Annotated in this window: 26 protein-coding genes; 8 read left to right on the top strand and 18 right to left on the bottom strand. The window is 60.2% G+C overall.

Annotated elements, in window-relative coordinates; translation table 11 throughout:
• Nucleotides 1-47: 47 nt before the first annotated feature.
• From AADW57_RS15290 to AADW57_RS15275, 4 genes are all read right to left on the bottom strand, one after another.
• A complete protein-coding gene (locus AADW57_RS15290; RefSeq protein WP_341667743.1) occupies nucleotides 48-818 on the bottom strand; it encodes a (2Fe-2S)-binding protein in 771 nt (256 codons plus the stop codon).
• A gap of 205 nt (nucleotides 819-1,023) precedes the next feature.
• Nucleotides 1,024-2,940: a phosphomethylpyrimidine synthase ThiC gene (gene thiC / locus AADW57_RS15285; RefSeq protein ID WP_341667742.1), complete on the bottom strand. Its 1,917-nt coding sequence runs from the start codon at nucleotides 2,938-2,940 to the stop codon at nucleotides 1,024-1,026.
• Nucleotides 2,941-3,129: 189 nt separating this feature from the next.
• Entirely contained in the window at nucleotides 3,130-3,507 is a 378-nt protein-coding gene (locus AADW57_RS15280; protein ID WP_341667741.1) for a helix-turn-helix domain-containing protein, read from the bottom strand.
• A gap of 92 nt (nucleotides 3,508-3,599) precedes the next feature.
• Nucleotides 3,600-3,974 carry a helix-turn-helix domain-containing protein gene (locus tag AADW57_RS15275; RefSeq protein WP_341667740.1) on the bottom strand — a complete coding sequence of 125 codons (375 nt, stop codon included), beginning with the start codon at nucleotides 3,972-3,974 and terminating at the stop codon, nucleotides 3,600-3,602.
• Nucleotides 3,975-4,086: 112 nt separating this feature from the next.
• On the opposite strand from AADW57_RS15275, the gene AADW57_RS15270 reads away from it, so the two are divergent.
• Nucleotides 4,087-4,848 carry a DNA-binding response regulator gene (locus AADW57_RS15270; protein WP_341667739.1) on the top strand — a complete coding sequence of 254 codons (762 nt, stop codon included), beginning with the start codon at nucleotides 4,087-4,089 and terminating at the stop codon, nucleotides 4,846-4,848.
• Between the two features lie 78 nt (nucleotides 4,849-4,926).
• Here AADW57_RS15270 and AADW57_RS15265 read toward each other — a convergent pair whose 3' ends face one another.
• From AADW57_RS15265 to rplU, 5 genes are all read right to left on the bottom strand, one after another.
• The gene (locus AADW57_RS15265) at nucleotides 4,927-6,183 is read right to left on the bottom strand and encodes a D-amino acid dehydrogenase (protein WP_341667738.1); all 1,257 of its coding nucleotides are present in this window, start codon (nucleotides 6,181-6,183) and stop codon (nucleotides 4,927-4,929) included.
• Nucleotides 6,184-6,356: 173 nt separating this feature from the next.
• Entirely contained in the window at nucleotides 6,357-7,514 is a 1,158-nt protein-coding gene (proB, locus tag AADW57_RS15260; RefSeq protein WP_341667737.1) for a glutamate 5-kinase, read from the bottom strand.
• A 131-nt stretch (nucleotides 7,515-7,645) separates the two neighbouring features.
• Nucleotides 7,646-8,743 carry a GTPase ObgE gene (obgE, locus tag AADW57_RS15255; RefSeq protein WP_341667736.1) on the bottom strand — a complete coding sequence of 366 codons (1,098 nt, stop codon included), beginning with the start codon at nucleotides 8,741-8,743 and terminating at the stop codon, nucleotides 7,646-7,648.
• 259 nt (nucleotides 8,744-9,002) lie between these two features.
• Nucleotides 9,003-9,263 (bottom strand): 50S ribosomal protein L27, encoded by a 261-nt coding sequence (gene rpmA, locus AADW57_RS15250; RefSeq protein ID WP_341667735.1) that lies wholly within the window; start codon nucleotides 9,261-9,263, stop codon nucleotides 9,003-9,005.
• A gap of 49 nt (nucleotides 9,264-9,312) precedes the next feature.
• A complete protein-coding gene (gene rplU, locus AADW57_RS15245) occupies nucleotides 9,313-9,624 on the bottom strand; it encodes a 50S ribosomal protein L21 (RefSeq protein WP_341667733.1) in 312 nt (103 codons plus the stop codon).
• A gap of 402 nt (nucleotides 9,625-10,026) precedes the next feature.
• On the opposite strand from rplU, the gene AADW57_RS15240 reads away from it, so the two are divergent.
• Both AADW57_RS15240 and AADW57_RS15235 read left to right on the top strand, forming a co-directional pair.
• Nucleotides 10,027-10,230 (top strand): CsbD family protein, encoded by a 204-nt coding sequence (locus AADW57_RS15240; protein ID WP_341667732.1) that lies wholly within the window; start codon nucleotides 10,027-10,029, stop codon nucleotides 10,228-10,230.
• Between the two features lie 97 nt (nucleotides 10,231-10,327).
• Nucleotides 10,328-10,486, top strand: a complete 159-nt coding sequence (locus tag AADW57_RS15235) for a DUF1328 domain-containing protein (protein ID WP_341667731.1) — start codon at nucleotides 10,328-10,330, stop codon at nucleotides 10,484-10,486.
• Between the two features lie 76 nt (nucleotides 10,487-10,562).
• Here the strand turns inward: AADW57_RS15235 and argJ are convergent, their stop codons facing one another.
• Nucleotides 10,563-11,789, bottom strand: a complete 1,227-nt coding sequence (argJ, locus tag AADW57_RS15230; protein ID WP_341667730.1) for a bifunctional glutamate N-acetyltransferase/amino-acid acetyltransferase ArgJ — start codon at nucleotides 11,787-11,789, stop codon at nucleotides 10,563-10,565.
• A gap of 94 nt (nucleotides 11,790-11,883) precedes the next feature.
• Nucleotides 11,884-12,414 (bottom strand): MarR family winged helix-turn-helix transcriptional regulator, encoded by a 531-nt coding sequence (locus tag AADW57_RS15225; RefSeq protein WP_341667729.1) that lies wholly within the window; start codon nucleotides 12,412-12,414, stop codon nucleotides 11,884-11,886.
• Between the two features lie 726 nt (nucleotides 12,415-13,140).
• On the opposite strand from AADW57_RS15225, the gene AADW57_RS15220 reads away from it, so the two are divergent.
• On the top strand, nucleotides 13,141-14,790 hold the full coding sequence (locus tag AADW57_RS15220) for an AMP-binding protein (protein WP_341667728.1): 1,650 nt from the start codon (nucleotides 13,141-13,143) through the stop codon (nucleotides 14,788-14,790).
• 595 nt (nucleotides 14,791-15,385) lie between these two features.
• On the opposite strand, the gene hemL is transcribed toward AADW57_RS15220, so the two are convergent.
• From hemL to AADW57_RS15205, 3 genes are read right to left on the bottom strand one after another with little or no spacing between them, the layout of a single operon-like run.
• Nucleotides 15,386-16,669, bottom strand: a complete 1,284-nt coding sequence (gene hemL, locus AADW57_RS15215) for a glutamate-1-semialdehyde 2,1-aminomutase (RefSeq protein WP_341667727.1) — start codon at nucleotides 16,667-16,669, stop codon at nucleotides 15,386-15,388.
• 51 nt (nucleotides 16,670-16,720) lie between these two features.
• Nucleotides 16,721-17,392 (bottom strand): thiamine phosphate synthase, encoded by a 672-nt coding sequence (gene thiE / locus AADW57_RS15210; RefSeq protein WP_341667726.1) that lies wholly within the window; start codon nucleotides 17,390-17,392, stop codon nucleotides 16,721-16,723.
• Nucleotides 17,385-18,194, bottom strand: a complete 810-nt coding sequence (locus AADW57_RS15205; protein ID WP_341667725.1) for a bifunctional hydroxymethylpyrimidine kinase/phosphomethylpyrimidine kinase — start codon at nucleotides 18,192-18,194, stop codon at nucleotides 17,385-17,387. Before AADW57_RS15205 ends, thiE begins: the two co-directional genes overlap by 8 nt.
• Nucleotides 18,195-18,328: 134 nt before the next feature.
• Between AADW57_RS15205 and AADW57_RS15200 the strand changes: the two genes are divergently transcribed.
• Genes AADW57_RS15200 through AADW57_RS15185 form a run of 4 tightly spaced genes read left to right on the top strand, consistent with a single transcriptional unit; the run spans nucleotide 18,329 to nucleotide 20,319 of the window.
• Complete coding sequence (locus AADW57_RS15200; RefSeq protein ID WP_102068856.1) at nucleotides 18,329-18,493, top strand: rubredoxin; 165 nt, start codon at nucleotides 18,329-18,331, stop codon at nucleotides 18,491-18,493.
• 43 nt (nucleotides 18,494-18,536) lie between these two features.
• Nucleotides 18,537-19,127, top strand: a complete 591-nt coding sequence (locus AADW57_RS15195) for a YqgE/AlgH family protein (RefSeq protein ID WP_341667724.1) — start codon at nucleotides 18,537-18,539, stop codon at nucleotides 19,125-19,127.
• Nucleotides 19,111-19,551, top strand: a complete 441-nt coding sequence (gene ruvX, locus AADW57_RS15190; RefSeq protein ID WP_445819154.1) for a Holliday junction resolvase RuvX — start codon at nucleotides 19,111-19,113, stop codon at nucleotides 19,549-19,551. Before AADW57_RS15195 ends, ruvX begins: the two co-directional genes overlap by 17 nt.
• Nucleotides 19,552-19,575: 24 nt before the next feature.
• Entirely contained in the window at nucleotides 19,576-20,319 is a 744-nt protein-coding gene (locus AADW57_RS15185) for a lysophospholipid acyltransferase family protein (protein WP_341667722.1), read from the top strand.
• Between the two features lie 14 nt (nucleotides 20,320-20,333).
• Here the strand turns inward: AADW57_RS15185 and AADW57_RS15180 are convergent, their stop codons facing one another.
• The 4 genes from AADW57_RS15180 to aroE form a co-directional block, all read right to left on the bottom strand.
• On the bottom strand, nucleotides 20,334-21,173 hold the full coding sequence (locus AADW57_RS15180) for a symmetrical bis(5'-nucleosyl)-tetraphosphatase (RefSeq protein WP_341667721.1): 840 nt from the start codon (nucleotides 21,171-21,173) through the stop codon (nucleotides 20,334-20,336).
• Between the two features lie 3 nt (nucleotides 21,174-21,176).
• Nucleotides 21,177-22,337 carry an LPS export ABC transporter permease LptG gene (gene lptG, locus AADW57_RS15175; RefSeq protein ID WP_341667720.1) on the bottom strand — a complete coding sequence of 387 codons (1,161 nt, stop codon included), beginning with the start codon at nucleotides 22,335-22,337 and terminating at the stop codon, nucleotides 21,177-21,179.
• An 81-nt stretch (nucleotides 22,338-22,418) separates the two neighbouring features.
• Nucleotides 22,419-23,135, bottom strand: a complete 717-nt coding sequence (gene mtgA, locus AADW57_RS15170; protein ID WP_341667719.1) for a monofunctional biosynthetic peptidoglycan transglycosylase — start codon at nucleotides 23,133-23,135, stop codon at nucleotides 22,419-22,421.
• A gap of 1 nt (nucleotide 23,136) precedes the next feature.
• Complete coding sequence (gene aroE, locus AADW57_RS15165) at nucleotides 23,137-23,988, bottom strand: shikimate dehydrogenase (protein WP_341667718.1); 852 nt, start codon at nucleotides 23,986-23,988, stop codon at nucleotides 23,137-23,139.
• Between the last annotated feature and the right edge of the window lie 107 nt (nucleotides 23,989-24,095).

Raw genomic sequence — 24,095 nt, 5'->3', positions numbered from 1 at the left:
GCGGGGCCCAGGCCATCCAGGCCGCAAGGGGGCCGCGACCGGCGGGCCTAATGGGCGTGTTCGGCCATCAGGAGCAGCCGCTTTTGCATGGGAATGCGTGTGCAGTCGGGGCATTCCGCGCCGGGTTCTACCCGGTAATATTGGCAACAGACCTGGCGGTTCAGGCCCAGCCTGCCGTTGGGCAGCAATAAGGTGCCGCTTACCAGGGGCAGATTGGCCGCGCCCAACCATTTGTTCAGGCGGGTCTGGAGTTCGGTTTGGTCCAGTGCCTGTGCGGGGCCGGCCAGCTCGTTTTGCATGATCAGGCATTCGATGATGCTGTCTGTTGTCAGCTTCTGGGCCAGTTTCAGGGGCAGGGGAAAGCTTTGTGTGGCCGCCCCATGCAATTGTTCAAACAAGAGCTTGATCTGCTGGCCGGCATAGTCGATCAGGGCATCGTGCGGGCCAGTGGCGGCGGCATGGTTTTCCAGGGCGCTGCCTTCGATGCTTTCTTGGGTCACCCACAGGCCGCAGCCTTGCAGGCACAAACCACGGCCAATACTGTGTACGGCCATGATGCTAAGTAAAATCGGGTTCCAGGTGACGATGCGCCAGGCGGTGGTCGACCAATAGATTTTTCCGGCCTGCGCCTGCGCCTGTGCCAGCTTTTCGTGCAGCAGGGACAGATACATGGGTGCCTGCGCCGAGTCGAAGCGGAACAATTGGGTATGGGCGGGCGGGTTGAAACGGGTCGATAGCGCCGCTTTTTCGGGGTAAATAAAAACTTTGTATTCCGGGACCAAGGCCAGGATCTTGTTCAGAAGCAGCTCAAGGTGCATGGGCGTAAAAGCAGGCTCGAAAACCAGAGATTAAAGGACAGGACTTTTTTAAAAGACGAATCCTTGCCTGATCTGTTTACTTCTTGCCTGTTCCGGCCAGCCGGACCGGGGTCATGGGCGGCGGTAGCCGCCCATGAGGACAGGACATCCCGGCCTTTGGAGCAAAGCGGGGCCGGGGTGTCCTGTCAGGTGCTTGCCGTATCGGTCAGGCGTCCTGGTACAGCTTGCTGCCTTGCTGCACGAACTGTATCGACATTTCCTTCATGCCCTGATCCACCGCGGACTGTTCATCCAGGCCGTTGGCCTTGGCATAGTCGCGCACGTCCTGCGAGATTTTCATGCTGCAGAACTTAGGCCCGCACATAGAGCAAAAGTGCGCTACTTTCATGGAGTCCTTGGGCAGGGTCTCGTCGTGGAATTCGCGCGCCGTGTCCGGGTCCAGACCCAGATTGAACTGGTCCTGCCAACGGAACTCGAAGCGGGCCTTGGACAGCGCGTTGTCGCGGAAGGCGGCGGACGGGTGGCCTTTGGCCAGATCGGCCGCGTGGGCGGCGATCTTGTAGGTGATGATGCCGTCCTTGACGTCTTTCTTGTTGGGCAGACCCAGGTGTTCCTTGGGGGTGACATAGCACAGCATGGCCGTGCCCTGCCAGGCGATCATGGCGGCCCCCAGCCCGGAAGTAATGTGGTCGTAGCCCGGCGCAATATCGGTCGCCAAAGGCCCCAGGGTATAGAAGGGCGCTTCGTGACAGTGTTCCAGCTGCAACTGCATGTTTTCGGGAATCAGGTGCAGCGGTACGTGGCCAGGGCCTTCGATCATGACCTGCACATCGTGCTTCCACGCGACCTGGGTCAGTTCGCCCAGAGTGCGCAATTCCGCGAATTGGGCCTGGTCGTTGGCGTCGTAGCCGGAACCGGGCCGCAGGCCGTCGCCCAGCGAGAAGGCCACATCGTACTGGCGCATGATGTCACAGATGTCCTCGAAGTGCTCGTACAGAAAGCTTTCGCGGTGATGTGCCAGACACCATTTGGCCATGATGGAGCCGCCCCGCGAGACGATGCCCGTCATGCGGCTGGCCGTCATGGGCACGAAGGGCAGGCGCACGCCGGCATGGATAGTGAAATAATCCACCCCTTGTTCGGCCTGCTCGATCAGCGTGTCGCGGAAAATGTCCCAGGTCAGGTCTTCGGCGATGCCGCCGACTTTTTCCAAGGCCTGGTAGATGGGTACGGTACCCACGGGCACGGGCGAGTTGCGGATGATCCATTCGCGTGTTTCGTGGATGTTTTTACCTGTGGACAGATCCATGATGGTGTCTGCGCCCCAGCGTATCGCCCAGGTCATTTTTTCGACTTCTTCGCCGATGGTCGAGCCCAGCGCCGAGTTGCCGATATTGGCGTTGATCTTCACCAGGAAATTGCGCCCTATGATCATGGGCTCGGTTTCGGGGTGATTGATGTTGGCCGGCAGGATGGCCCGGCCCCGCGCGATTTCGTCGCGCACGAACTCGGGGGTGACCGAGGCGGGCAGCGATGCGCCAAAGCCTTGTCCGGGATGGACTTTGGTCAGGCGGCGCGCCATTTCTTCGCCTTGGGGACCGGTGGCGCGCAAGCTTTCTATGTATTGTTCGCGGCGCAGGTTTTCCCGAATCGCAACAAATTCCATTTCGGGCGTGATGATGCCGCGCCGCGCGTAGTGCATTTGCGTGACATTGGCACCGGGCAGGCTGCGCCGTGGCTGACGCTTCAGTTCAAAGCGCAGCGTGTCCAGCTCCGGGTCGGCTTGTCGGGCCTGGCCGTACTGGCTGTTCAGCCCGGCCATCAATTCCGTGTCGTTACGTTCCTGAATCCAGTTCTGGCGCAGCGCCGGCAGACCTTTGCGTATATCGATGCTGACACTGGGATCTGTGTAAGGGCCGCTGGTGTCGTACACGCTGAGCGCCGGATTGCGCTCCGTGCCGAACTGGCTGGGTGTGTCGGCCAGGGTGATTTCCCGGAACGGCACGCGCAGGTCGGGGCGCGAGCCGGTCTGATAGATCTTGCGGGAATTGGGCAAAGGCTGGATCGCAGCCGGATCGACACTGGCCTCGGTGGCGGTGAAAGAAGGGTTTTTGCTTGTCATTGCAGCTCCAAAGAATGGGTGGAGCCGATATAGGAAGAAGTGCCATGCAGGCATTGCACCTGGGGCACACGCTCCCAGCATCGGCATTATCCGTACTGGTACGAGGGTTTATCTCAACCCGCCTTTGGCGAGTACCCCTGCGTGTCGACAAGTATAGGTGTCTTGGAGCCTTTTGTGGGCAGATAAGGTTTATTTGTTTTTCATGCCATTGAGCAAATGGCGTATGGTCTGATCCAGATGGTCGCGGTCCTGGGAGGACAGCGCGACGACTTCATCCACCGAAAAGCGGCCAAACGGCCAGGTGACGATAGGGGGGCCGTCCCCGGCATCGTGCAGCACCAGTGCGCCGCCCAGACTGATTTCCATCGGTCCAAGCCCGCTTTTGAGCCATTGGGCGCTGACATTCAGGGCCTTGGCCAGATCCAGGATCTCGCGGGCGTCACGGCGCGTGCCGCTCTCGTAGTTGGAGATGGCGCTCTGGCTCAGGTTGCACAGTCTGGCCAGCTCGGCCTGGGAAAGACCGCGCTGCAACCGGGCATGACGTAGGCGTTCGGAAAAATGCTTCACAATGATGATTGTTCATGGAACGCCATACACGATGGTTTTCATGGATAATCCCATATGTGATGGGTGTGCCACGATGCGCTGCCCAGGGCGGGTCAGCGGGTTTTCATACCGTTCAGCAGGTGGCGTATGGTGCGGTCGATCAGTTCGCGCTCGGCGTCGGGCAATGCGACGATTTCATCCACGGAAAACCGCTGAAAAGGCCAGGTGACAATCGGTGGGCCGCCATCCGGTTCCAGCAACACCATGCCGCCCGAGCGGGGCTCCATAATGCCCACGCCGTTGCGCAACCACTGGGCGCTGACGTTCAGTGCCTTGGCCAGGTCCAGAATCTCCCGTGCATCGCGTCGCGTGCCGTTTTCGTAGTTCGAAATGGCGCTCTGGCTCAGGCTGCAAAGGCGTGCCAGATCAGCCTGGGACAGGCCGCGTTGTTGCCGTGCGTATCGCAGGCGGTCGGAGAAGTTCTTCACATCAGTGATTGTTGATGGAACGAACGACACGATGGTTTTGATTTTTAATCACATTTGTGATTTATAATGTCATGGAAGGTCATCTGGTGTCATTATAGTTAAGGTATCAACTATGTCGGTTACAAATCTCGTTGCTGGCGGTCCTGTTGTGCTGTACCTGTCCAGTGTCATTCCCGATCGCATGTTGCTCGAGCAGCAGGTGCAGGCCCTGGCCGAACGGGGCTATCGTCCGATTTCCTGCCGCGATTTCACGGCCTTGCTGCAACTGGCGCAAAGCCGGGGGCGCAGTGTGGGTTCGGTGTGTATTGCCTGGTTGGGCGGCGCGCTGTCCGACATTTGCGCGGCGGCGGTGCGGTTGCGTATGCTGTGCCCGCAAGTGGGCATTCTGATGCAGGCTGATTATTCCGATGCCGCTATGCTGCAGGCCTTGCATAGCGGGGCGGATCAGTTGTGTCCCAAAAATTCGTCGCTTGAGTTGCTGGCTGCCAATTTGCAAAGTTTGCAGCGCCGGCTTATTCAGGTGCCGACCTTGTCCGATCCCGTGCAGCGCGCCGATTGGTTTCTAGCCCAGGAAGGCTGGGCGTTGGTCGCGCCGGGTGGGCAGTCCTTTGCTCTGACCACCACCGAGCGTTCTTTTATCGGACGTCTTTTGCAGCATCCGGACCGGCGTGCCAGTCATCATGAATTGCTGACCGCCATTGCCGGTACGTCCGGCCAGATCCAGGACCCGCCGTCGGCTTTGCTGATTAATCGCCTGGGTGTGCTGGTCAGTCGGATGCGGCGCAAGTTCAGCCGGGGCGACGCTGTTTTGCCGGTGCGCTCGGTTCACAATTGGGGGTATATGTTCGCGGCTCATTGCGAGCTGCGCGACTGATCCGCCAGCCTCTGACGGTTAAGCGGCCTGGACAAGGCCAGGCCGCTTATTTTTGCCCGATGGTGGACAAGACTGCGTTCAACGGGCGTAGCGTTGTACCCCCAGGTCGTCGGAGCGTATGGCGGTTTCCCGACCGCTGATGATGTCAGCCAGCAGTTGGGCACTGCCCGTGGCCAGCGTCCAGCCCAGGGTTCCATGCCCGGTATTCAGGAACAGATTGCCGTAGCGGGTACGGCCGACGATGGGCGTGCTGTCCGGGGTCTTGGGGCGCAGGCCCGTCCAGAAATTCAAGTCCACGCCGCTTTGGTAGCTGCCGGGGAACAGATCGTTCAACACCATCAGCAAGGTCTGCTGGCGGCGCGGGTTCAGGCGTTTGTTAAAGCCTACGACTTCGGCCATGCCTCCGACGCGGATACGGCGATCGAACCGGGTCAGGGCGATTTTATAGCTTTCGTCCAGCAAGGTGGACTGCGGTGCCCGCGATTCGTCGGCGATAGTCGCTGTGATCGAATACCCTTTCAGGGGGTAGACCGGTATGGCCTGCAGGTCTTTCATCAGGCCGGTGGACCAGGAGCCCAGCGCCACCACGTAGGCATCGGCGGTCAACATCTGATCCGAGCACTGAACGCCCGAAATCTTTCCACCCGAGGCATGGATGCGCTGTATGTTCTGGCCCCAGTGAAACTGCACGCCTTCCTGCATGGCCAGTTCGGCCAGGCGGCTGGTAAATAGCTGGCAGTCCCCGGTTTCGTCGTCTGGAAAGCGCAGCCCCCCGCTGAGCTTGTGGGCCACGTGTTGCAGGGCAGGCTCTACCCGGTGCAGTTCGGCAGCGGACATCAGTTCGTGGCGCACGCCGGCTTGTTTCAGAACGTCCAGATCCGCCGCCAGAGCATCAATTTGCTGCTGGGTGCGGAACACTTGCAGGGTGCCCTGGTTGCGGTGCTCGAACTGTATGTCCGTCGCCTCGCGCAGTTGTGCCAGGCAGTGGCGGCTGTATTCGGCCAGCCGCACCATCCTTTCCTTATTGGTGGCGTAGTGTTCTGGCGTGCAGTTGCGCCACATGGCCAGCAGCCAGCGTATTTGCTGCAGGCTGCCGTCGGGGCGTATGGTCAGGGGAGGGTGGGTGTCGAACATCCAGCCTATGGCTTTGCGCGGGATGCCCGGCGCTGCCCATGGGCAGGCATAGCCAAAGGATAACTGGCCGGCGTTGGCAAAGCTGGTCTCCAGCGCGGGTCCTTGCAGGCGGTCTACGACGGTGACGCTGTGACCTTGGCGAGCCAGATAATAGGCGCTGGTGACGCCTTCCACGCCGGCGCCCAGAACGAGGATATGCATACTTTTCCTTGTAACGCGCAGTATCGTGGCGCGGGCAGGACAGCGCGCCGGTACGCACGCTGTCGTCATTCGATACGTTTTGCGGGTCTATTTCAACAGGCGCGCCCCAGGCGGGTCAAGGTCGCCGGTGTCCGGCCAGCGTTGAAAACACCCGTGCCATGATCTGGCGCAGTTCAGTCGGTTTCGTTTGCCCAGTGGGGCAATACCATGTTGTTGCGATGCATCAGTTCGGTATCGTTGGCACCGCCCAGCAATTCGTTGATCAGATGGCTGGGCTGGCCCATGATGCGCCGCGTGTCGTCGGACGAATAGTTGATCAGGCCGCGTGCGTATTCCACCCCGTGGCGATCCACGCAGGCGACCACATCGCCCCGATCGAATTCGCCTTCCACGTGGGTGACGCCTACCGGCAGCAGGCTTTTGTGGCCCTCGGTCAGGGCGCGCACCGCGCCGTCGTCCAGCGAGACGCGGCCCCGCACCCGCAGGTGATCCACCAGCCAGCGCTGGCGTGCCGAGCGCACCGGCAGCATGGCGCGCAATTCGGTCCCGATGCGCTCGCCTTGGGCCAGACGGGTCAGCACGTCGGTTTCGCGGCCCGAGGCGATGATGGTGTGACCACCGCTGTTGGCGGCCCGCTTGGCGGCCAGAATCTTGGTGATCATGCCGCCCGTGCCGACCAGGCTACCCGATCCGCCTGCCATCGCTTCCAGGGTAGGGTCGCCGGCCTGGGCCAAAGAAATAAACTCGGCCTCGGGATTACGGCGTGGATCGGCGCTGTACAGTCCGGCCTGATCGGTCAGGATGATCAGGGTTTCGGCTTCGATCAGATTGGTGACCAGCGCGCCCAGCGTGTCGTTGTCGCCCACGCGGATTTCGTCGGTGACCACGGTGTCGTTCTCGTTGACGATGGGCACCACGCCCAGGTCCAGCAGCGTATTGATGGTGCTGCGCGCGTTCAGGTAACGGTGCCGGTCGGCCAGGTCTTCGTGCGTCAGCAGAATCTGCGCGGTGCGCACGCCGTGCCGTGCAAAAGCCACTTCGTAGGCTTGGATCAGGCCCATTTGCCCCACAGCGGCGGCGGCCTGCAACTCGTTCATCGCTTTGGGCCGGCGCGGCCAGCCCAGGCGGGCCATGCCTTCGGCGATGGCGCCGCTGGAGACCAGCACCAATTGCTTGCCTTGCGCGTGCAGGCTGGCGATCTGGGTGGCCCACTGTTCAACGGCGTCAAGGGCGATGCCTTTGCCTTCGTTGGTGACCAGGGACGAGCCCACTTTGACGACCAGGCGTCGCGACTGGGCGACGGCGGACTCGGAGTGAGGGGAAAGCTGCATGATGAGCCTGAGATCTGTCGGTTAGCGTGGAAAAGAGGGAAGACCGGATGGACGGCAGGCTGGCCGCTGGTTCCGGTGCGTGTATGTGTGCGCCGGCGTTCCAGTGCCGGCGCAGCAAGCCGCCGGACTGCCTAGTCCTGGTCCGGGGCGAAGCGCGGGTCGTCGTACACGTGGGTGCCGTCGGCCTTGTCCTGTTCGATGTGTTCCTTGCGGGTTTCGGCGTCCAGCCAGGATTGCAATTGCCACACTAGCTCCTGCGTGCCTTCGCCTGTCAGGGCGGAGATGCCGAACACCGGACCGTTCCAGTCCAGTTCTTTAAGCAGGCGGGCTTTCAGGGCCTCGGGGTCATCGACCATGTCCAGCTTGTTAAGCACCAGCCAGCGCGGCTTGGCATAGAGCTCTTCGCTGTACAGGCGCAGTTCCTCGACGATGGCGCGGGCTTCGGCGACGACTTTTTCTACTACGTCCACATCCGGGTCCAGGCTGGATACATCCAGAATGTGCAGCAGGATACGGGTGCGCGTCAGGTGGCGCAGAAACAGGTGGCCCAGCCCCGCACCTTCCGAAGCGCCTTCGATCAGGCCGGGAATATCAGCCACGACGAAACTGCGCGATTCGGACGAACGCACCACGCCCAGGTTGGGGTGCAAGGTGGTAAACGGGTAGTCGGCGATGCGCGGACGGGCGTTGGAGACGCGGCTGATGAAGGTGGACTTGCCGGCGTTGGGCATGCCCAACAGGCCCACGTCGGCCAGCACTTTCAGCTCCAGACGCAGCTTGCGCTGTTCGCCTTCTTTGCCATAGGTAAACTGGCGTGGCGCGCGGTTCACGCTGGATTTGAAGTGCAGATTGCCCATGCCGCCTTGACCGCCCTGGGCCAGGGTGATGCGCTCGCCGTGGCGTTTCAGATCGTGCAGTTGTTCGCCGGTTTCCGCGTCAAATACCATGGTGCCCACAGGCACGCGTAGCTCGATGTCCGGTCCGGCTGCGCCATATTGGTCCGAGCCACGACCGTTTTCGCCATTGCGGGCGCGATGCAGGCGGGCGTAACGGTAGTCGATCAGGGTGTTGACGTTGCGGTCTGCGATGGCATAGATGCTGCCGCCCCGACCGCCGTCGCCACCGTCCGGCCCGCCTTTTTCGATGAATTTTTCCCGGCGGAAGCTGGCCACGCCATTTCCGCCTTTGCCTGCGATGACTTCAATGGTGGCTTCGTCTACGAATTTCATGATGATGGGTGTTGTATGGGTCGATGGGCGCACAGCCGATGGATGTCCGGCGGGCCGTATCCCGACCATTTTAAACAAAAAACACTAACTGTTCAGTGTATAGGAGATTGGACGCCGCGCTGCACGTGTCGGCTGATGCGTAGGCGTGGATTTTGCGGTGGCAGGGGTGTGCCGCCGGTACGCGGGGTGGGGGCTGATCACAAAAAAAGCCCTGCCGCATGCGGCAGGGCTTTCTGGCAGCTACGCGAGACGCGAGTGCTTATTCGGCAGAAACGACCGAAACGGTACGCTTGTTCAGTGCACCGGTGATGGAAAATTTGACTTTGCCATCGACCAGGGAGAACAGGGTGTGGTCTTTGCCAATGCCCACGTTCACGCCGGGGTGAAACTGAGTGCCGCGCTGACGGACAATGATGCCGCCAGCCAGAATTTCCTGACCGCCGTAAACTTTTACGCCCAGTCGTTTGGCCTGTGAGTCACGGCCGTTCCGCGTAGAGCCGCCGCCTTTCTTCTGTGCCATGTTTTAGCTCCTTGATGAAGAAATTACCTGATTCGTTCGGTGCAACGGCTTAGCCGTTGACAGCCTCGATACGGATTTCGGTGTAGTTTTGACGATGGCCTTGCGTTTTGCGGTAGTGCTTGCGACGACGCATTTTGAAGATTTTCACTTTGTCGTGACGGCCTTGCGCAAGAACGGTTGCTTTAACCACGGCGCCTTCGACGAAAGGAGCACCGATCTTCAGTGCTTCGCCTTCGCCTACGGATAGGACCTGGTCGAGCGAGATTTCTTGCCCAATGTCAGCCGGTATCTGTTCTATCTTGAGTTTTTGGCCAGCAGTAACGCGATATTGCTTACCGCCGGTTTTTATAACCGCGTACATAGGGAGTCCCTTAGAGATTCGATCCGGTTTCCGGGCGCATTGCGCCTGGCTGAACTGCAAGAGCAGCCTGCCAAAAACCGGCAATCGTTGACAATAACTTGGCAAACAAAATGCCAAGCAAAAGAATATAGGTCAAAAAGGCTTTGTCGTCAATGGCTTGGGTCCAGTCTTGTCTGCATTTCGCATCTGTTGGTTACGCATCGCAGGCGGTGGTCGGGGCCTGCTGCACAGTCAGGTAGCGATATTTAGGTCTTGTTAACGAGGGGCCGTACGCCTTGTGCTGTAACATCTGTTTATGTTTCCTGGCATTCGGTGGCGTCTTGGCCGATGCGATTGGCTACGGTAAAGGTGCGTTCGCTGAGCGTAAGTCATTATTTCTGAACCTTTACATAAGGAGCCAGTATGAATAAAGACACGATCGAAGGCAAATGGAAACAGTTGACCGGCAAGGCAAAATCCGTCTGGGGCGAACTGACCGACGATGATCTGGCCAAGGTCAAGGGCGATGCCCAGCAACTGGCCGGGCTGGTGCAGGAACGCTATGGACGTACCCGGGAAGAAGCCGAGCGTGAGGTCAGGGATTTTTACGACAAGTATGACCGTTAGCGTTGTCGTCGGCACCCGTCCGGCAACGTCTGGATAGGGCGCAGGGTACCTGTGTTAAAGGCTCGCTTTTTGGGGCGGCTGTCATCAGGAGAGTCCTATGCTTTATTACGCTCTTGTCTTTTTTATTGTGGCTATTGTGGCCGCTGTCCTGGGTTTTGGTGGCATTGCCGCAGGCGCTGCCTCGATTGCCAAGATCTTGTTCTTTGTATTCTTGATTCTGGCCGTAATTTCCCTGGTCAAGGGAATGGCCAAATAGACAAGGCCCGGAACGGGTCCGGGCCTTGGATATGCGCAGGCCCCGTCGGTGTTTTCCGGCGGGGCCTGTTGTTTGATCAGGAGCGGTAGTCGGCGTTGATGGTAACGTACTCGTGCGAGAAGTCGCAGGTATAGACCGTTTCGGTCGCTTGTCCGCGCCCCAGCGAAACACGCACCAGAATTTCAGCTTCCTGCATGACGCGTTGGCCGTCCTCTTCCCGGTAGTCCGGATTGCGGCCACCGCTGTGGGCGACCAGTACATCGCCCAGCCACAGGCGCAGTTTGGAGACGTCCAGGTCGGCAATCCCCGCGTAGCCGATGGCGCACAGAATGCGGCCCAGATTTGGGTCGGAGGCAAAAAAGGCGGTTTTGACCAGGGGGGAGTGCGCGATGGCATAGGCCACCTTGAGGGCTTCGTCAGACGAGCCGGCATCCTCGACCTGCACAGTCATGAACTTGGTAGCGCCTTCGGCATCGCGCACGATTTTCTGGGCCAGTTCGCGCGATGCATCCACCAGCGCATCGAGCAGCGTGTTGTAGTTGGGGTCGGCAATGGAATCGACCTGCACGCCGCTCTGGCCGGTGGCCATGATGATGAAGGAATCGTTGGTGGAGGTATCGCCGTCTACGGTAACGCGATTGAAAGAGCGGTCGGCGGCAATGCGGCACATATCTTTGAGCAGCGCGGGGGCGATGCCCGCGTCGGTGGCCAGAAAGCCCAGCATGGTGGCCATATTGGGGCGTATCATGCCGGCCCCTTTACTGACGCCGGTCAGGGTAATGGTCTTGCCGTCCAGGGTAATCTGTTTGGATACGATCTTGGGCAGCGTATCCGTGGTCATGATGCTGTGTGCGGCGTTGAACCAGTTATTGGCCTGCAGGTCTGCGACGGCCTGGGGCAAGCCGGCCAGCAGCCGGTCCATAGGCAGCGGTTCCAGGATGACGCCGGTCGAGAATGGCAGCACTTGTTGTGGACGCAGGCCCAGCAGCTTGGCCAGCTCGGTGCAGGTGCGGCGCGCATCGGCCAGACCTGGTTCGCCGGTGCCGGCATTGGCGTTGCCGGTGTTGATGACCAGGGCGGCAATACCGTCGTGGGTAGCCAGGTGGGCCTCGCACACTTGCACGGGCGCGGCGCGGAAACGATTGGTGGTGAATACGCCGGCCACGCTGGTGCCGGGTGCCAGTTCGAAGACGGTCAGATCGCGTCGGTTGGCCTTGCGAATGCCGGCTTGGGCAATGCCGATTTTTACGCCGGCGACGGGGTGGATGTCGGACTCGGAAGGGATGAACAGATTGACGGCCATGACGCTATCCGGAAAACAAGGTTAAAGGCGGCTCAAAAGAATAATGATACTTGCTTTGGCCGCCTGGCGGATAGACGTTCGGGAGTGGGCCGGCTCAGTTCTGGCGGGCGGCTATGGACACGTTGTTGCGGGCGATGAGTTTGAGTTCACCCAGGGCCTCGAACAGGTTTCTGCGTGCCTTTTCGGACAGATCGGCAAACATGTCCTGCAGCCATTGTTCGTGCGAAGCGGCCATCTTGCGGAACTGACGCTTGCCCTTGGGCGTCAGGCGGATCAGGGAGCTGCGGCGGTCGGTGGCCACTTTCAGGCGTTCGACCAAGCCTTCCTTTTCGAGTTGATCGGTAATGCCGGTGATATTGCCGTTGGTGACCATGAGATGACGCGATAATTCGCTCATTTTCATGCCGGCGGGCTGACGTTGCAGCTGGGCCATCAGGTCAAAGCGGGGCAGGGTGGTCTGGTGCTCGGTGCGCAGACGGCTGCGGATTTCGCCTTCGACCAGGTTGGTGCAGGCCATCAGGCGCAGCCACAGGCGTACGTCGAAGTGATCGTCGCTATTGGCGCGGCTCTCCAGGTCGGGGGCGGCATCGGCGACGGCGGAAGCGGGGATATCGTTCATGATCATAGATAGCTGGCCTTAATGGTGCATGTCCAAAATTTTTAGCTTTGAAGGACGCAGACCGCAGCCAAAAGTAAGCTGGGTTAGCTTGTGGGTCATTTTAGGTGGATGCCTGCAAGTTTGACATTGCGGCAGATCAAAGTAAATTCGTTTTTAAGTTTAAATTAATAATATTCCAAAAACGAGATGTCAGGCCTCGTAGCGTGACAAATAAAACCAAATAAAATCAAATGCTGGTAATTAGTTTATAAGTTCCGTCAATTTACAAAAAATGTCTGTCGGGTCTGACGGCCTGTGCCCGATAAGGTCGATAAAATCAAGGGACTATTTGCTTCAAGTATCATGCATCAGTGGACGTATGGATGCGACCGGATGCCCTGGACCACGACTCTGAGGGCGTTCTGTTTTGTTTCATAGTGAATACACTTTTTATTATTTTCTTAATTGAAAATTTCACGGTAATTTGGCGACTGTTTATTTTTACAAACGACGGTCGTTTATTTGGTGTCCGCGTTCAAAGAAGAGCTTTGGCATGCTTGGCGGCGCGCTTCAATAGGTCTTGCGGATGCTGCGCTACTGCGGATAACCCGTACGGGCAGGCAGTGGCGCTGATGTTTTTTTTTGCTAATATAGTTTAGAACTAAACAATATAGATTGCAGGGCAAACGGCGATGCGCGCCGCTTGACCCCGATCTACGCCCGAGCGGGGCGCAACACACGCAGGAGAACAGGATGGAGCGTTCGGCGCATATGGATACTTTTGCTCGCGATAATCTGCCGCCGCCTCAATGGTGGCCGCAGTTGCTGATCGAGGGCAATCCCGATGTGGACTATCCGGCCCGGTTTAATTGCGCTTCGGCCTTGCTGAGCGACCAGGTGGCGGCCGGGCACGGCGATCGTGTGGCTTTGCGCTGGTCGCAAGGCGAGCAAGACGCCAGCATGAGCTATGCCGAACTTGATGCGTTGACCAACCGGATTGCTCATGTTCTGACGCAGGATATGAAGTTGGTGCCGGGCAATCGCATTTTGCTGCGCGGCCCGAACAATCCTATGATGGCGGCCTGTTGGCTGGCCAGCATCAAGGCAGGTCTGGTGACCGTGCCGACCATGCCTTTGCTGCGGGCCGTGGAATTGAAGACCATCCTGGATAAAGCTCAGGTTCAGGCGGCCTTGTGTGATGTTCGCTTGCGCGAGGAGCTGGATCATTGCATGGATGCGCAGCACGACTCGTATGCGCCGGGTCTGGAACAACTGCTGTGTTTTAACGATGATGGCCAGACTGGGCTGGAGGCGCTTTTGCGCGACAAACCGGTGGATTTTGTGGCTTGCGATACGGCGGGCGACGACGTGTGCCTGATTGCGTTTACCAGCGGCACCACGGGTCAGCCCAAGGGCTGCATGCACTTTCATCGCGACGTGCTGGCCATGTGCGACACTTTTTCGCGCCATATTCTGCGTCTGACGCCTGACGATGTGGTGTGTGGCACTCCCCCCCTGGCGTTTACGTTTGGTCTGGGCGGTCTGTTGTGCTTTCCTTTGCGGGCAGGGGCATCGTCCGTGTTGTTGGAGCGCCTGACCCCGTCTGACCTGTTGGCGGCAGTGGATCGCTTCAAGGTCACCATGAGCTTTACCGCGCCAACCTTTTATCGGCAGATGGCTGCGTTGGTGGGGCGTTATTCTTTGAGCAGCCTGCGCGCCAGTGTATCGGCGGGCGAGGCCTTGCCCGATGCCACGCGTCAACTGTGGAAGCAAGCCAGCGGCATCGAGATGACCGATGGCATAGGCGGCACGGAAATGATTCACGTCTATGTCTCCAGCCCGCCTGAACAGGTGCGACCCGGCGCGATCGGCAAGGTGGTGCCCGGCTATGTGGCTGCTATTTTGGACGATGACCTGAATCCCGTGCCGGTGGGCACGGTGGGGCGTTTGGCCGTCAAAGGGCCGACCGGCTGCAAGTACCTGAACGATGAGCGGCAAAAGCAGTTTGTTCAGGGCGGGTGGAACTTCCCGGGCGACACGTTCAAGATGGACGAGGACGGATACCTGTATTACCAGGCCCGTAATGACGACATGATTGTATCTTCGGGCTACAACATTGCCGGCCCAGAGGTCGAGGGAACCTTGCTCAAGCATGAGGCAGTGGCTGAGTGCGGCGTGGTGGGCGCGCCCGATCCCGAACGAGGCCAGGTGGTCAAGGCGTTTATCGTGTTGAAACCCGGTTTTGTCGGCAGTCCGGAGCTGTGCAAGCAGTTGCAGGATTTTGTGAAGGAGAATGCCGCGCCTTATAAGTATCCGCGTGCCATCGAATTCGTTGCTCAGTTGCCACGTACCGAGACTGGCAAGTTGCAGCGCTTTTTACTGCGTCAGATGGCGCAGGGCTGAGGGCGGGGTTCCTTTGCATTGCTTGGCCCGTTTAGGCCAAGCGGACAGCAACCTGGGTTCTCGCCAGGCCGACCCTAGCAGGCCGGCTTGGCGGGTTCCTTCGCCCGCGCTATGCGCGGATTCCCTGGTCAGGATGCCGGGGCGGGCGGAGCGTGAACTCGCAGGGTGATTCGTCCACTGGACGAATCACACGCGTCCTGCTCGAACAGCACGCTCCTTGCTTCCCGCCCCGGCACCCCGCCTGCGGCGAAGGCACTGACTCGCCTGCCGGCCTGCTAGGGTCGGCCTGGCGAGAACAGCACAGCTGTGCTTGACCCAAACGGCGGGGCGTCCGCGTACGCCGTACAAGATATCAGCCATACGCTCAATGGTCGGTTGGGTATGGCTATGTATAGCCGGGGCTATGCCATCGGTGTTTTGAGTTGTTCAAGGCGCATCAACTCGTCCGAGTGTGCTGCGCCTTGAATGGCGTATTCAAAAAACCAATGCTTCATCGACCGGGTAAATTGGCTCCCGGAATGCTTCGCAGAGCCTTTTTTAATGCGGCGCCGTCAGCCCGGCCAGGTCGTTGGGGGGAGACTGCCTACCGAGACCCTTAGTTCTTGAACGTGGCGAAGACCTCGCGCGCGGCTTGGATGGTGGCGTCTATGACGTCCGGGGTGTGCGTGACCGAGACGAAGCCGGCTTCAAAGGCAGACGGCGCGAAGTACACACCCTTGTCCAGCATGGCGTGGAAAAAGTGCTTGAAGCGTTCGATGTCGCCTGCCGATACCTCGGCCAGGGAGGTGGGGATCTGCTCGCTGAAGTAGATGCCGAACAATCCGCCTTGGTGATCGGCGGAAAATGCCACGCCCGCCTCGCGTGCCGCCGCCCGCAGGCCATCAATCAGGCGCGCAGTGTTGGCATACAGGGTGTCGTAGAAACCGGGCTGTCCCAGTTTTTTCAGGGTGGCCAGACCGGCGGCCACGGCCACCGGGTTGCCGGACAGCGTGCCTGCCTGGTAGACGCCGCCCACCGGTGCCACGCATTGCATGATCTCGCGTCGTCCGCCGAAGGCTCCCACCGGCATGCCGCCGCCGATGACCTTGGCCAGCGTGGTCAGGTCGGGACGTACGCCGGTCAGGCCTTGCGCGCCTTGCGGGCCGACGCGAAAGCCGGTCATGACCTCGTCAAAAATCAGCACGGCTCCGTACTGAGTACACAGTTCGCGCAGGCCTTCCAGAAAGCCGGGCGCAGGCCGCACCAGGTTCATATTGCCGGCAAAGGGTTCGACGATAATGCAGGCGATGTCCTGGCCTTTTTGCTCGAAGGCGGCGCGTACGGCGTCCAGCTTGTTGTAGTCCAGTACCAGGGTGTGGGCCACGAATTCGTCGGGCACGCCGGCGGAGGTGGGGTTGCCGAAGGTCAGCAGGCCCGAGCCGGCCTTGACCAGCAGGCTGTCGGCATGGCCGTGGTAGCAGCCCTCGAATTTGATGATGGTTTTACGGCCGGTGTAGCCGCGCGCCAGTCGGATGGCGCTCATGGTGGCTTCGGTGCCGGAGCTGACCAGGCGCACTTGCTCGATGGAAGGCAGCAGGCGGGTAATGGTTTCGGCCAGGACGACTTCGCCTTCGGTGGGTGCGCCGAAAGACAGGCCGTGCACGGCGGTGTCCTGAACGGCTTTGACCACGTCGGGGTCGGCATGGCCCAGGATGGCCGGGCCCCACGAGCCGACGTAGTCGGTGTACTGGCGGCCATCCGCATCCCAGATATAGGGGCCCTGGGCGCGTTCGATGAAGCAAGGCGTGCCGCCGACCGAGCCGAAGGCGCGGACGGGCGAATTGACGCCACCGGGAATGAATTCGCAGGCACGTTCGAAAAGTTGCGTGTTACGGGACATGAGGCAGAAATCCAGACGGTTGAAGCGGTTGGGTCGTGGCAGGCGGGTCAGTCAGTGCTGGGCCTGGGCTCGGAAAAGATCGGTAAAGCGTTGTGCGGTGGCACGTACATCGGGCGTGTCGAACAGGCTGCTGATGACCGCCACGCTGTCCACCCCGGCGTGTATAAGTGCGGCGGCGTTGTCGGGCGTGATGCCTCCAATGGCGACCACGGCGGCACGTTTGCTGCGGCTCTGATCCTGGCATAGCAGGCGGGCCTGGCGCAGTGTGTCCAGTTCGGCGCGGGGCGCATCGGGCTTGACGCTGGACGGAAACATGGCCCCGAAGGCGATGTAGTCGGCTCCTTGGTCCAGCGCCTGGCGGGCCAGCGCGATACTGTTGTAGCACGAACGCCCCAACAGGGCGTGCTGGCCTAGGGTATGACGAGCCTGGATCAGGTCGCCATCGTCCTTGCCCAGATGGGCTCCCTGAACAGGGTACTGCAAGGCCCAGGCCCAGTGATCGTTGATCAGCAGCGGCAGGGCCAGCGAGGCGCATAGCTCGGCCAGTTGGGTCAGTTGTTGCCGCAGGGCTTGCTTGTCGCCCTTCTTGCGGCGAAATTGCAGCACCTTCAGGCCACCATCGTGCGCGGCTTGCACGGCGCGCAACAGGCGTGGGGTGTCGTCCCAGTCGGGAGTGATGCCGTACAGGCCGGCCGGAAAGCGCAGTGGCGTGGTGTCAGTCATGGCGATTGGTGGCGTGGTTGAACAGGCGATGGCCCATGCCGGGCTGAAAAGTGTCTTGCAAGCGATCTTGCAAGTGATTCAATGCCGATTCTAGCGCGCTGTCCAGTTCCATGCCTTGGGCCAGACGGCACGCGCAGGCAGCGGCCAGCAGGCTGTCCAGATCTTGTTGGCGCAGGTTGGAGTCCCTGGGCAGGGTGTAGGAGAGCTGTCCGTGGTGCCCGTGAAACAGGAAGTGCCACTGTCCGGCTGCGCCTGGCGCGCCGGTGCACAGTACGGCATGTCCGCCCGCGCCCAGCAGCCCGGCAATGGCGGATTCGCCGTCCTCGAGCATGCCGTCCGCCTGCCATTGTTCAAGACTTGCGTGATCGACGACCAGCAGCGCGCTGAGCGGCAGCAGCAGGCGCAGGCAGGCATCCAGGGCGTCTTCGGCATCGATATCGTCCAGGCCGGCGGGCATGGCGCTAAGATGCAGCACCAGAGGCAGTTCAGGATAGTCGGCGCACAGGCCGGCTACCATGCTGGCCATTTCGGGGCTATACACGGGCCCGCACTTGATGGCCTGGATGTTGACATCTTCGAGCAGGCAGCGGGCCTGGTCGTCGGCCGTGTCTTCGGACAGCGGCTGAATGCTTTCCAGTTGGGCGGTATCGCGCACCAACAGTGCCGTGGGCACGCTCAGGACATGGCAACCCAGACGGGCACCGGTCAGGGCGTCGGCCGGCAGGTGGGCGCTGCCGCTGGGGTCGTAGGGTGCCAGCACCAGCGTCAGACCGGTACTTGAATTTTCGAGATCAGCAGCCATTTGATGTCAGATGCGCCCCTGTGCCAATTATTTGGCCCGGATGACGCAGGGTTTAGTAATATTGACCCCATTTTAATGGATTGCCCCGATTTGCACCTGGATCGGTCTATGTTTACAAATACGGTAGGGATGTTATGCGTACGTGGATGTGCCTGATTTGCGGCTGGATTTACGATGAAGAAGCGGGCCTGCCCGAGGAAGGGATTGCTCCCGGCACGCGTTGGGAAGATGTGCCTCCGAACTGGGTCTGTCCCGAATGCGGCGCGCGCAAGGAAGATTTCGAACTGATCGAAGTGTGATCAGCCCCTTTGACAAGGTGGTTTGCCTGGGCGGGAGGTACGTATGAGCGCCACAAGTCAGTCTCCTCTGGTTCAGGAAAGCGCCAATCTGACCCACAATCTGTTGTTGGCCATGCCCGGCGTGGTGTCGGGCAGTCTGGCCGATACGGTCATCTATGTCTGCGAGCATAACGAGCAAGGCGCGTTGGGCCTGGTCATCAACCGGCCTACCGATCTGAGCCTGGCCGAGCTGATGGAGCGTATCGAGGTGTCCGTGGATGCGGGCACAGACCTGGCCGACACCATTGTTTATTTCGGCGGGCCGGTACAGACCGACCGGGGATTTGTCCTGCATGATTCGGACAAAGCCTATACATCCAGCTTGGCGGTGGGAGAACTGACCCTGACCACTTCCAAAGATGTGTTGCAGGATGTGGCGCATGGTCAGGGGCCGCAGCATATGCTGGTGACCCTGGGTTATGCCGGCTGGAGTTCCGGGCAGTTGGAAAGCGAGATGGCCGACAATGCGTGGCTGAACGTCAAGGCGACCCACGATATTCTGTTTTCCACGCCGGTCGAAAAGCGTTATGGCAGCGCCTTGGCCTTGCTGGGCATCGATCCGCTGATGCTTGCAGGCGATGCAGGCCATGCCTGAACACAACTGCGGCACGTCCGTGCCGGCGGCCGAAACCATATTGGCCTTTGACTATGGCCTGAAAAAAATCGGCGTGGCGCTGGGCAACACCCTGACACGTCAGGCCCGCCCGTATTCTATTTTGCGGCCGGTCACGCGCGAACAGCGTTTTGCCGCTATTCAGGCGCTGCTCGATGAATGGCAGCCCGACCGCCTGGTGGTAGGTTTGCCTTTGACCACGGAAGGCGGGGAGCAGTATGCTTCGCTTCGTTGCCGGCGTTTCGCCAATCAGTTGCATGGCCGTTTTGGGATTACGGTCGAGCTGGTGGACGAGCGCGGCTCCAGCATGGAAGCCCAGGCTTTGCTGGGAAATAACGATGATGATGATGCGGTGGCCGCTTATGTTATTTTGCAGCGCTATCTGGACAGTCTGCCACCCGCCTGAGTCCAATCACGAGGCTGAAGCCCTTTGACTATTTTTCGTTTTGCCTGGCGCGCCGTGGCGCTGGTTGTGTGGATATTGTTAGGTTTGTTGCTGGTGGGGCTGGCGTTTCCGGTCTTGCGCCCCGGCGGACGGCGGGCGCTGGTGCTGGGCATGTCGCGTCTTCTGATGCGTATTTGCGGTGTTCAGGTTTTTGAACATGGGCAGGCCGTACGGGACGGGGCGGTGCTGTATGTGTCCAATCATGTCTCGTGGTTGGATATTTTCGTGCTCAACAGCGTGCGTCCGACCTCGTTCATCGCCAAGAGCGAGATCCGTCGCTGGCCGATCTTAGGGTGGCTGGTGGCGGGTGCGGGCACCGTTTTTATCGAGCGCGGTCAGCGGCGCGCGGTACATATCGTGGGCCAGCAGATGGAAAGCCGTTTTCAGCGCGGCGATGCGGTTGGCTTGTTTCCTGAAGGCACCACGTCGACCGGTTTGGATGTCAAAAACTTTCATGCCAGCCTGTTCGAGGCGGCCATTGGCCTGCATGTGGACATACAGCCTGTGGCCTTGTTGTTCGAGCAGGACGGGCGTCGCACGGAGCGCTTTGCGTTCGTGGGCGAACAGTCTCTGGTCGGCAATATCTGGGTTTTGCTCAGTTCGCGCCGGGCCCAGGTGCATTGCCATTTCCTGGAACTGATGCCCGCGCAGGCCTGTGCGCAGTGGGGGCGCAGCGTGACCGCCCAGCACGCGCGCGACCGCATCCGGGCTGTTGTCTGCCCGGATTGAGCACGAGCGCCGCTTTATTCGCCAGGTTTCTGATTTTCCGGGCAATGGATCTGAACCAGACGCCGGTCTTGCAGGCGTACGGCACTAAGCTGCCGGCCCCAGACGCAACCGGTGTCCAGGCTGAGCAGGGTAGGCGTGTTCATCAGGCCCAGAGTGGACCAGTGGCCGAAAATAATAGGAATATCGGCGCTGACCCGATCTGGTAGCTCGTACCAGGGCAGCAGTCCTGATTCGGGGTCTGGAGCACCCTTGTGTTTGAAATCCATACCCCCGTCGGCCCTGCACATGCGCATGCGAGTCAGTGTGCTGACGATAGCGCGGCGGCGTGATTGCCCTTTGAGGGTGGCGTGCCAGGTATCGGGATCGTTGCCGAACAGTTCGGCGATATGTTCGCGCCAATCGTCGGCGCGCAGCAGCGACTCCAGTTCCTTGGCGTGTTCCAGCGTTTGCTCGGGACTCCAGGATGGATGTACGCCCGCATGAACCATCAGGTGACCGTGCTCGTAGTGTGCCAGGGGTTGATGGCGCAACCAGTCCAGCAGTTCCTGTGCGTCCGGTTCGGCCAGCAGTGCGGTCAGCGTGTCATGCTTGCCGCTCTTGCGCACGCCAGCCGCCACAGCCAGACAATGAATGTCGTGATTGCCCAGCACGCAGGTGGCGCGTTTGCCCAAGGCGCGGATGCGGCGTAGCGATCCGGCCGAATCCGGGCCCCGGTTGACCAGGTCGCCGGCGAACCAGAAATGGGCCTGTGCATCGGCCTGAATATCGGGGTGGCGCAGCAGTGTATCCAGAGAAGAGCAGCAACCCTGAATGTCGCCGATGGCCCAGATGGAAGCGGAGTGAGACAGTGGCATGGTTCAGTTCGAGACGCTGGAGTGGCGACGGCGCAGATTATGGCGGTTTTCCATCAGGATAAGTCCTCCCAGGGCCAGGGCCATCGCCATCAGATTGGGCAGCAGGGCGGTGACCCAGGGGGCCAGATCGCTGAGCATGGCCACATTCAGGGCCAATTGATTGATCATGAAGAACCCGACGCCCAACAAGATGCCGGTAAATACTTTGGTGCCCACGCCACCGTGGCGCGTCTGCATGAAGCCGATGGGCGCGGCAATGGTAATCATGACCAACAGCGTAAACGGGTAGGCGACCTTGCGCCACAGGGCCACGACCTGGCGTTTGGTTTGTAGCTTGTTCGCTTGCAGGTAGTCGATGTAGTCCTTCAGGTCCAGAATGGACATGCGCTCGGGTGTGACGACGCGGGCAATCAGGCGATCGGGGGTCAAGGTCGTTTGCAGCACCAGTTCTGGGCGTTTCTCGATACGCACGAGTGGCTGGTCCGGTGCTTGCAATTGGGCCAGCGCTTGGTGGGAGTGTTCGCTCAGGTGGGTTTCGGTCACGTCGGTCAGTACCAGTTCGTTGCCGTTGAATACGCCTGTGGGGGCCTGGGCGACGGTGCTCAGGCGTTGGCCGTCGATAAAGTCGTAGATGCTGACGTCGGCGACATTGCCATTGCCTTGCAGACTGGCGATGTTGATGATGCGCATGCCATTGTCAGGCTTGTTTTCTTTGAACCAGTAGCCGCTGTCCAGGCGTCCGCCGCCGGAGCGGCCAAGCAGCGCCATGCCTTGTTCGCTGGATTTGACTTCGGCCATTGGCGTGACGTATTCCGAGAGCACGAAGGCACCGGCCACCAGCGGCAGCGTGACGGTCCAGAGCATCAGCATCATGCGCATCCCGCTGACTCCCGAGGCGCGCAGAATGACCAGCTCGTTGCGTTGCGCCAGGCTGGCCAGGGCCAGGATGGCACCGATCAGCAGGCCGATGGGCAGCAGATCGTACAGGCGTGTCGGCAGCTCCAGCGCCTGAATGTAGAACAGGCTGGCCAGGGAGAATTTGGAACCTACGTTGTCCAGTTCTTCGATCAGGGCGAAAAAGGTGAACAGCCCCAGCAGGGCAAGCAGGACGACCGCGCTGGAGCGGTAGATTTCGGAGGCAAGATAGCGGCGGGCGGTGCGCATGAAATAGGGTTGTGGCAAAGACGTGGCTAGATTAACAAAAAAGCCGTGCGTGGACACCCTGAAAAGGAGGGTGAGGGATGTTTAGGGGATGGCGGCCTGGCGCATGCGCTGGCTGATTGTTCGCGTGCGTGATTGCAGGTAGGAACTGTCGCGGCGGCGGTCGTAGTAGGCCGGGTTGGGCAGCATTCCGGCCAGCCGTGCGGCCTGCACCGCGCTGATTCGGGCGGCGTCCTGTTTGTAATAGTGGCGGGCGGCCGCCTGCGCGCCAAATACGCCTTGGCCCCATTGGGCTACATTCAGGTACAGCTCCAGGATGCGTTCTTTGCTCATGACCGCTTCTATCATATAGGTCAGGATCAGCTCCTGGCCTTTGCGCAGATAGCTGCGCGATTCGGACAGAAACAGGTTTTTGGCCAATTGCTGGGAAATGGTGGAGCCGCCACGGCGGCGCGCCGAGCCTTTTTCGGACTGGCGACGATTGTAGTCCCAGGCTTTGCGTATGGCATCCCATTCTACGCCGGTATGCTGCATGAAGTTGGCATCTTCGGAGGCAATGACGGCGCGTTTCAGGTTGGTGCTGATCTGATCGTAGGGCACCCACTCGTAGCGTATCCGAGCGTCCGGTTCGCTGGCGCGCAGTTCGCGCTGTTCGGCCGCCATGAAAGGCGTGAGCCTGGGCGGCATCACACTGTACCAAAGCACCATCAGAAACAAGGCGATCTGGTAGAGCAGCACGCCGACCGCTAGGGCCAGCAGCGATAGACGAACCCATTTCCAGGGCTGGGTGAAGACAGTCACGTCAGATGTGTCCGCTGTGCTGGCGCAGCGCAGCCAGTACGGGTTCTACGTCCGGTTCCACGCCATGCCAGATGGCAAAACTGGCGGCTGCCTGCCCGACCAGCATACCCAGGCCGTCAGCCACCTGATCGGCACCGGCCCGCTCGGCCGCCACCATAAAGGCAGTGGGCTCCCCTGCATAGAACATGTCGTAGGCCAGGGAGTGTTTGCGGTAACGGGCATCGGGCAGCTCGGGCAGGGACTGTTGCAAGCTGGCCGAGGTGGCGTTGATGATAATGTCCCAGTCTCCGGAGTGATCGTCCAGTCCGCCGGCGCTCAGGCGGCGCGATGTATCGGGCTCCAGCGCGACCACGTGTTCGCGCAGATCATGGGCTTTTGTGCTGGTCCGGTTGATGATGTGCAGCAATTCGCAGCCTGCTTGCAGCAGTGGAAACACCACGCCGCGGCAAGCGCCGCCCGCGCCGATCAACAAAATACGCCTATCAGCCGGATCGTGGCCCAGCCTGCGCAGATCGGCGCACAGGCCCACGCCATCGGTATTGCAGCCGTGCAATTGGCCATCCTGTAGCCACAAGGTGTTGACTGCGCCGGCCATGCGGGCCCGGCGGCTCAGATTGTGCGAAGCCAGCTCGAAGGCCTGTTCTTTGAACGGCAGGGTGACGTTCAGGCCTTTGCCGCTCTGGAAAAAATCCTGGACGCTATGCTCAAAACCATCCAGCGGAGCCAAGATTCGTTCGTAACTTAGCGCGATGCTGCACTGTTGCGCGAATTGTTCGTGGATTTCGGGCGAACGGCTGTGCCGGATCGGATTGCCGATGACGCCGTAGCGCCCGGCCGAGCGGGTGTCGGACATGTGAGGCTCTCTGGAAATGTCTTGTTATAGGATCTGGCCGGTCTGGATGTCCTTGTTCTGTGTCTGGACATCGGTGCTCTGCCTGGTCAGTGGTATTTTACCCATCC

Origin of the sequence: Alcaligenes sp. SDU_A2 (assembly GCF_038237375.1) — a bacterium.
Lineage (GTDB): Bacteria > Pseudomonadota > Gammaproteobacteria > Burkholderiales > Burkholderiaceae_B > Alcaligenes.
This window is presented reverse-complemented; position numbering and strand designations above follow the sequence as displayed.

Excerpts from the sequence above, each read along its gene's own strand:
- aroE (WP_341667718.1), bottom strand. The coding sequence starts at position 23,988 with ATGTCCGACACCCGCTCGGCCGGGCGCTACGGCGTCATCGGCAATCCG.
- AADW57_RS15180 (WP_341667721.1), bottom strand. The coding sequence starts at position 21,173 with ATGCCACTGTCTCACTCCGCTTCCATCTGGGCCATCGGCGACATTCAG.
- AADW57_RS15240 (WP_341667732.1), top strand. The coding sequence starts at position 10,027 with ATGAATAAAGACACGATCGAAGGCAAATGGAAACAGTTGACCGGCAAG.
- argJ (WP_341667730.1), bottom strand. The coding sequence starts at position 11,789 with ATGGCCGTCAATCTGTTCATCCCTTCCGAGTCCGACATCCACCCCGTC.
- thiC (WP_341667742.1), bottom strand. The coding sequence starts at position 2,940 with ATGACAAGCAAAAACCCTTCTTTCACCGCCACCGAGGCCAGTGTCGAT.
- proB (WP_341667737.1), bottom strand. The coding sequence starts at position 7,514 with ATGCAGCTTTCCCCTCACTCCGAGTCCGCCGTCGCCCAGTCGCGACGC.
- AADW57_RS15205 (WP_341667725.1), bottom strand. The coding sequence starts at position 18,194 with ATGGCTGCTGATCTCGAAAATTCAAGTACCGGTCTGACGCTGGTGCTG.
- AADW57_RS15265 (WP_341667738.1), bottom strand. The coding sequence starts at position 6,183 with ATGCATATCCTCGTTCTGGGCGCCGGCGTGGAAGGCGTCACCAGCGCC.
- AADW57_RS15195 (WP_341667724.1), top strand. The coding sequence starts at position 18,537 with ATGAGCGCCACAAGTCAGTCTCCTCTGGTTCAGGAAAGCGCCAATCTG.
- AADW57_RS15200 (WP_102068856.1), top strand. The coding sequence starts at position 18,329 with ATGCGTACGTGGATGTGCCTGATTTGCGGCTGGATTTACGATGAAGAA.
- AADW57_RS15235 (WP_341667731.1), top strand. The coding sequence starts at position 10,328 with ATGCTTTATTACGCTCTTGTCTTTTTTATTGTGGCTATTGTGGCCGCT.
- rpmA (WP_341667735.1), bottom strand. The coding sequence starts at position 9,263 with ATGGCACAGAAGAAAGGCGGCGGCTCTACGCGGAACGGCCGTGACTCA.
- ruvX (WP_445819154.1), top strand. The coding sequence starts at position 19,111 with ATGCAGGCCATGCCTGAACACAACTGCGGCACGTCCGTGCCGGCGGCC.
- hemL (WP_341667727.1), bottom strand. The coding sequence starts at position 16,669 with ATGTCCCGTAACACGCAACTTTTCGAACGTGCCTGCGAATTCATTCCC.
- thiE (WP_341667726.1), bottom strand. The coding sequence starts at position 17,392 with ATGACTGACACCACGCCACTGCGCTTTCCGGCCGGCCTGTACGGCATC.
- lptG (WP_341667720.1), bottom strand. The coding sequence starts at position 22,337 with ATGCGCACCGCCCGCCGCTATCTTGCCTCCGAAATCTACCGCTCCAGC.
- rplU (WP_341667733.1), bottom strand. The coding sequence starts at position 9,624 with ATGTACGCGGTTATAAAAACCGGCGGTAAGCAATATCGCGTTACTGCT.
- AADW57_RS15290 (WP_341667743.1), bottom strand. The coding sequence starts at position 818 with ATGCACCTTGAGCTGCTTCTGAACAAGATCCTGGCCTTGGTCCCGGAA.
- obgE (WP_341667736.1), bottom strand. The coding sequence starts at position 8,743 with ATGAAATTCGTAGACGAAGCCACCATTGAAGTCATCGCAGGCAAAGGC.
- AADW57_RS15225 (WP_341667729.1), bottom strand. The coding sequence starts at position 12,414 with ATGATCATGAACGATATCCCCGCTTCCGCCGTCGCCGATGCCGCCCCC.
- AADW57_RS15220 (WP_341667728.1), top strand. The coding sequence starts at position 13,141 with ATGGAGCGTTCGGCGCATATGGATACTTTTGCTCGCGATAATCTGCCG.
- AADW57_RS15270 (WP_341667739.1), top strand. The coding sequence starts at position 4,087 with ATGTCGGTTACAAATCTCGTTGCTGGCGGTCCTGTTGTGCTGTACCTG.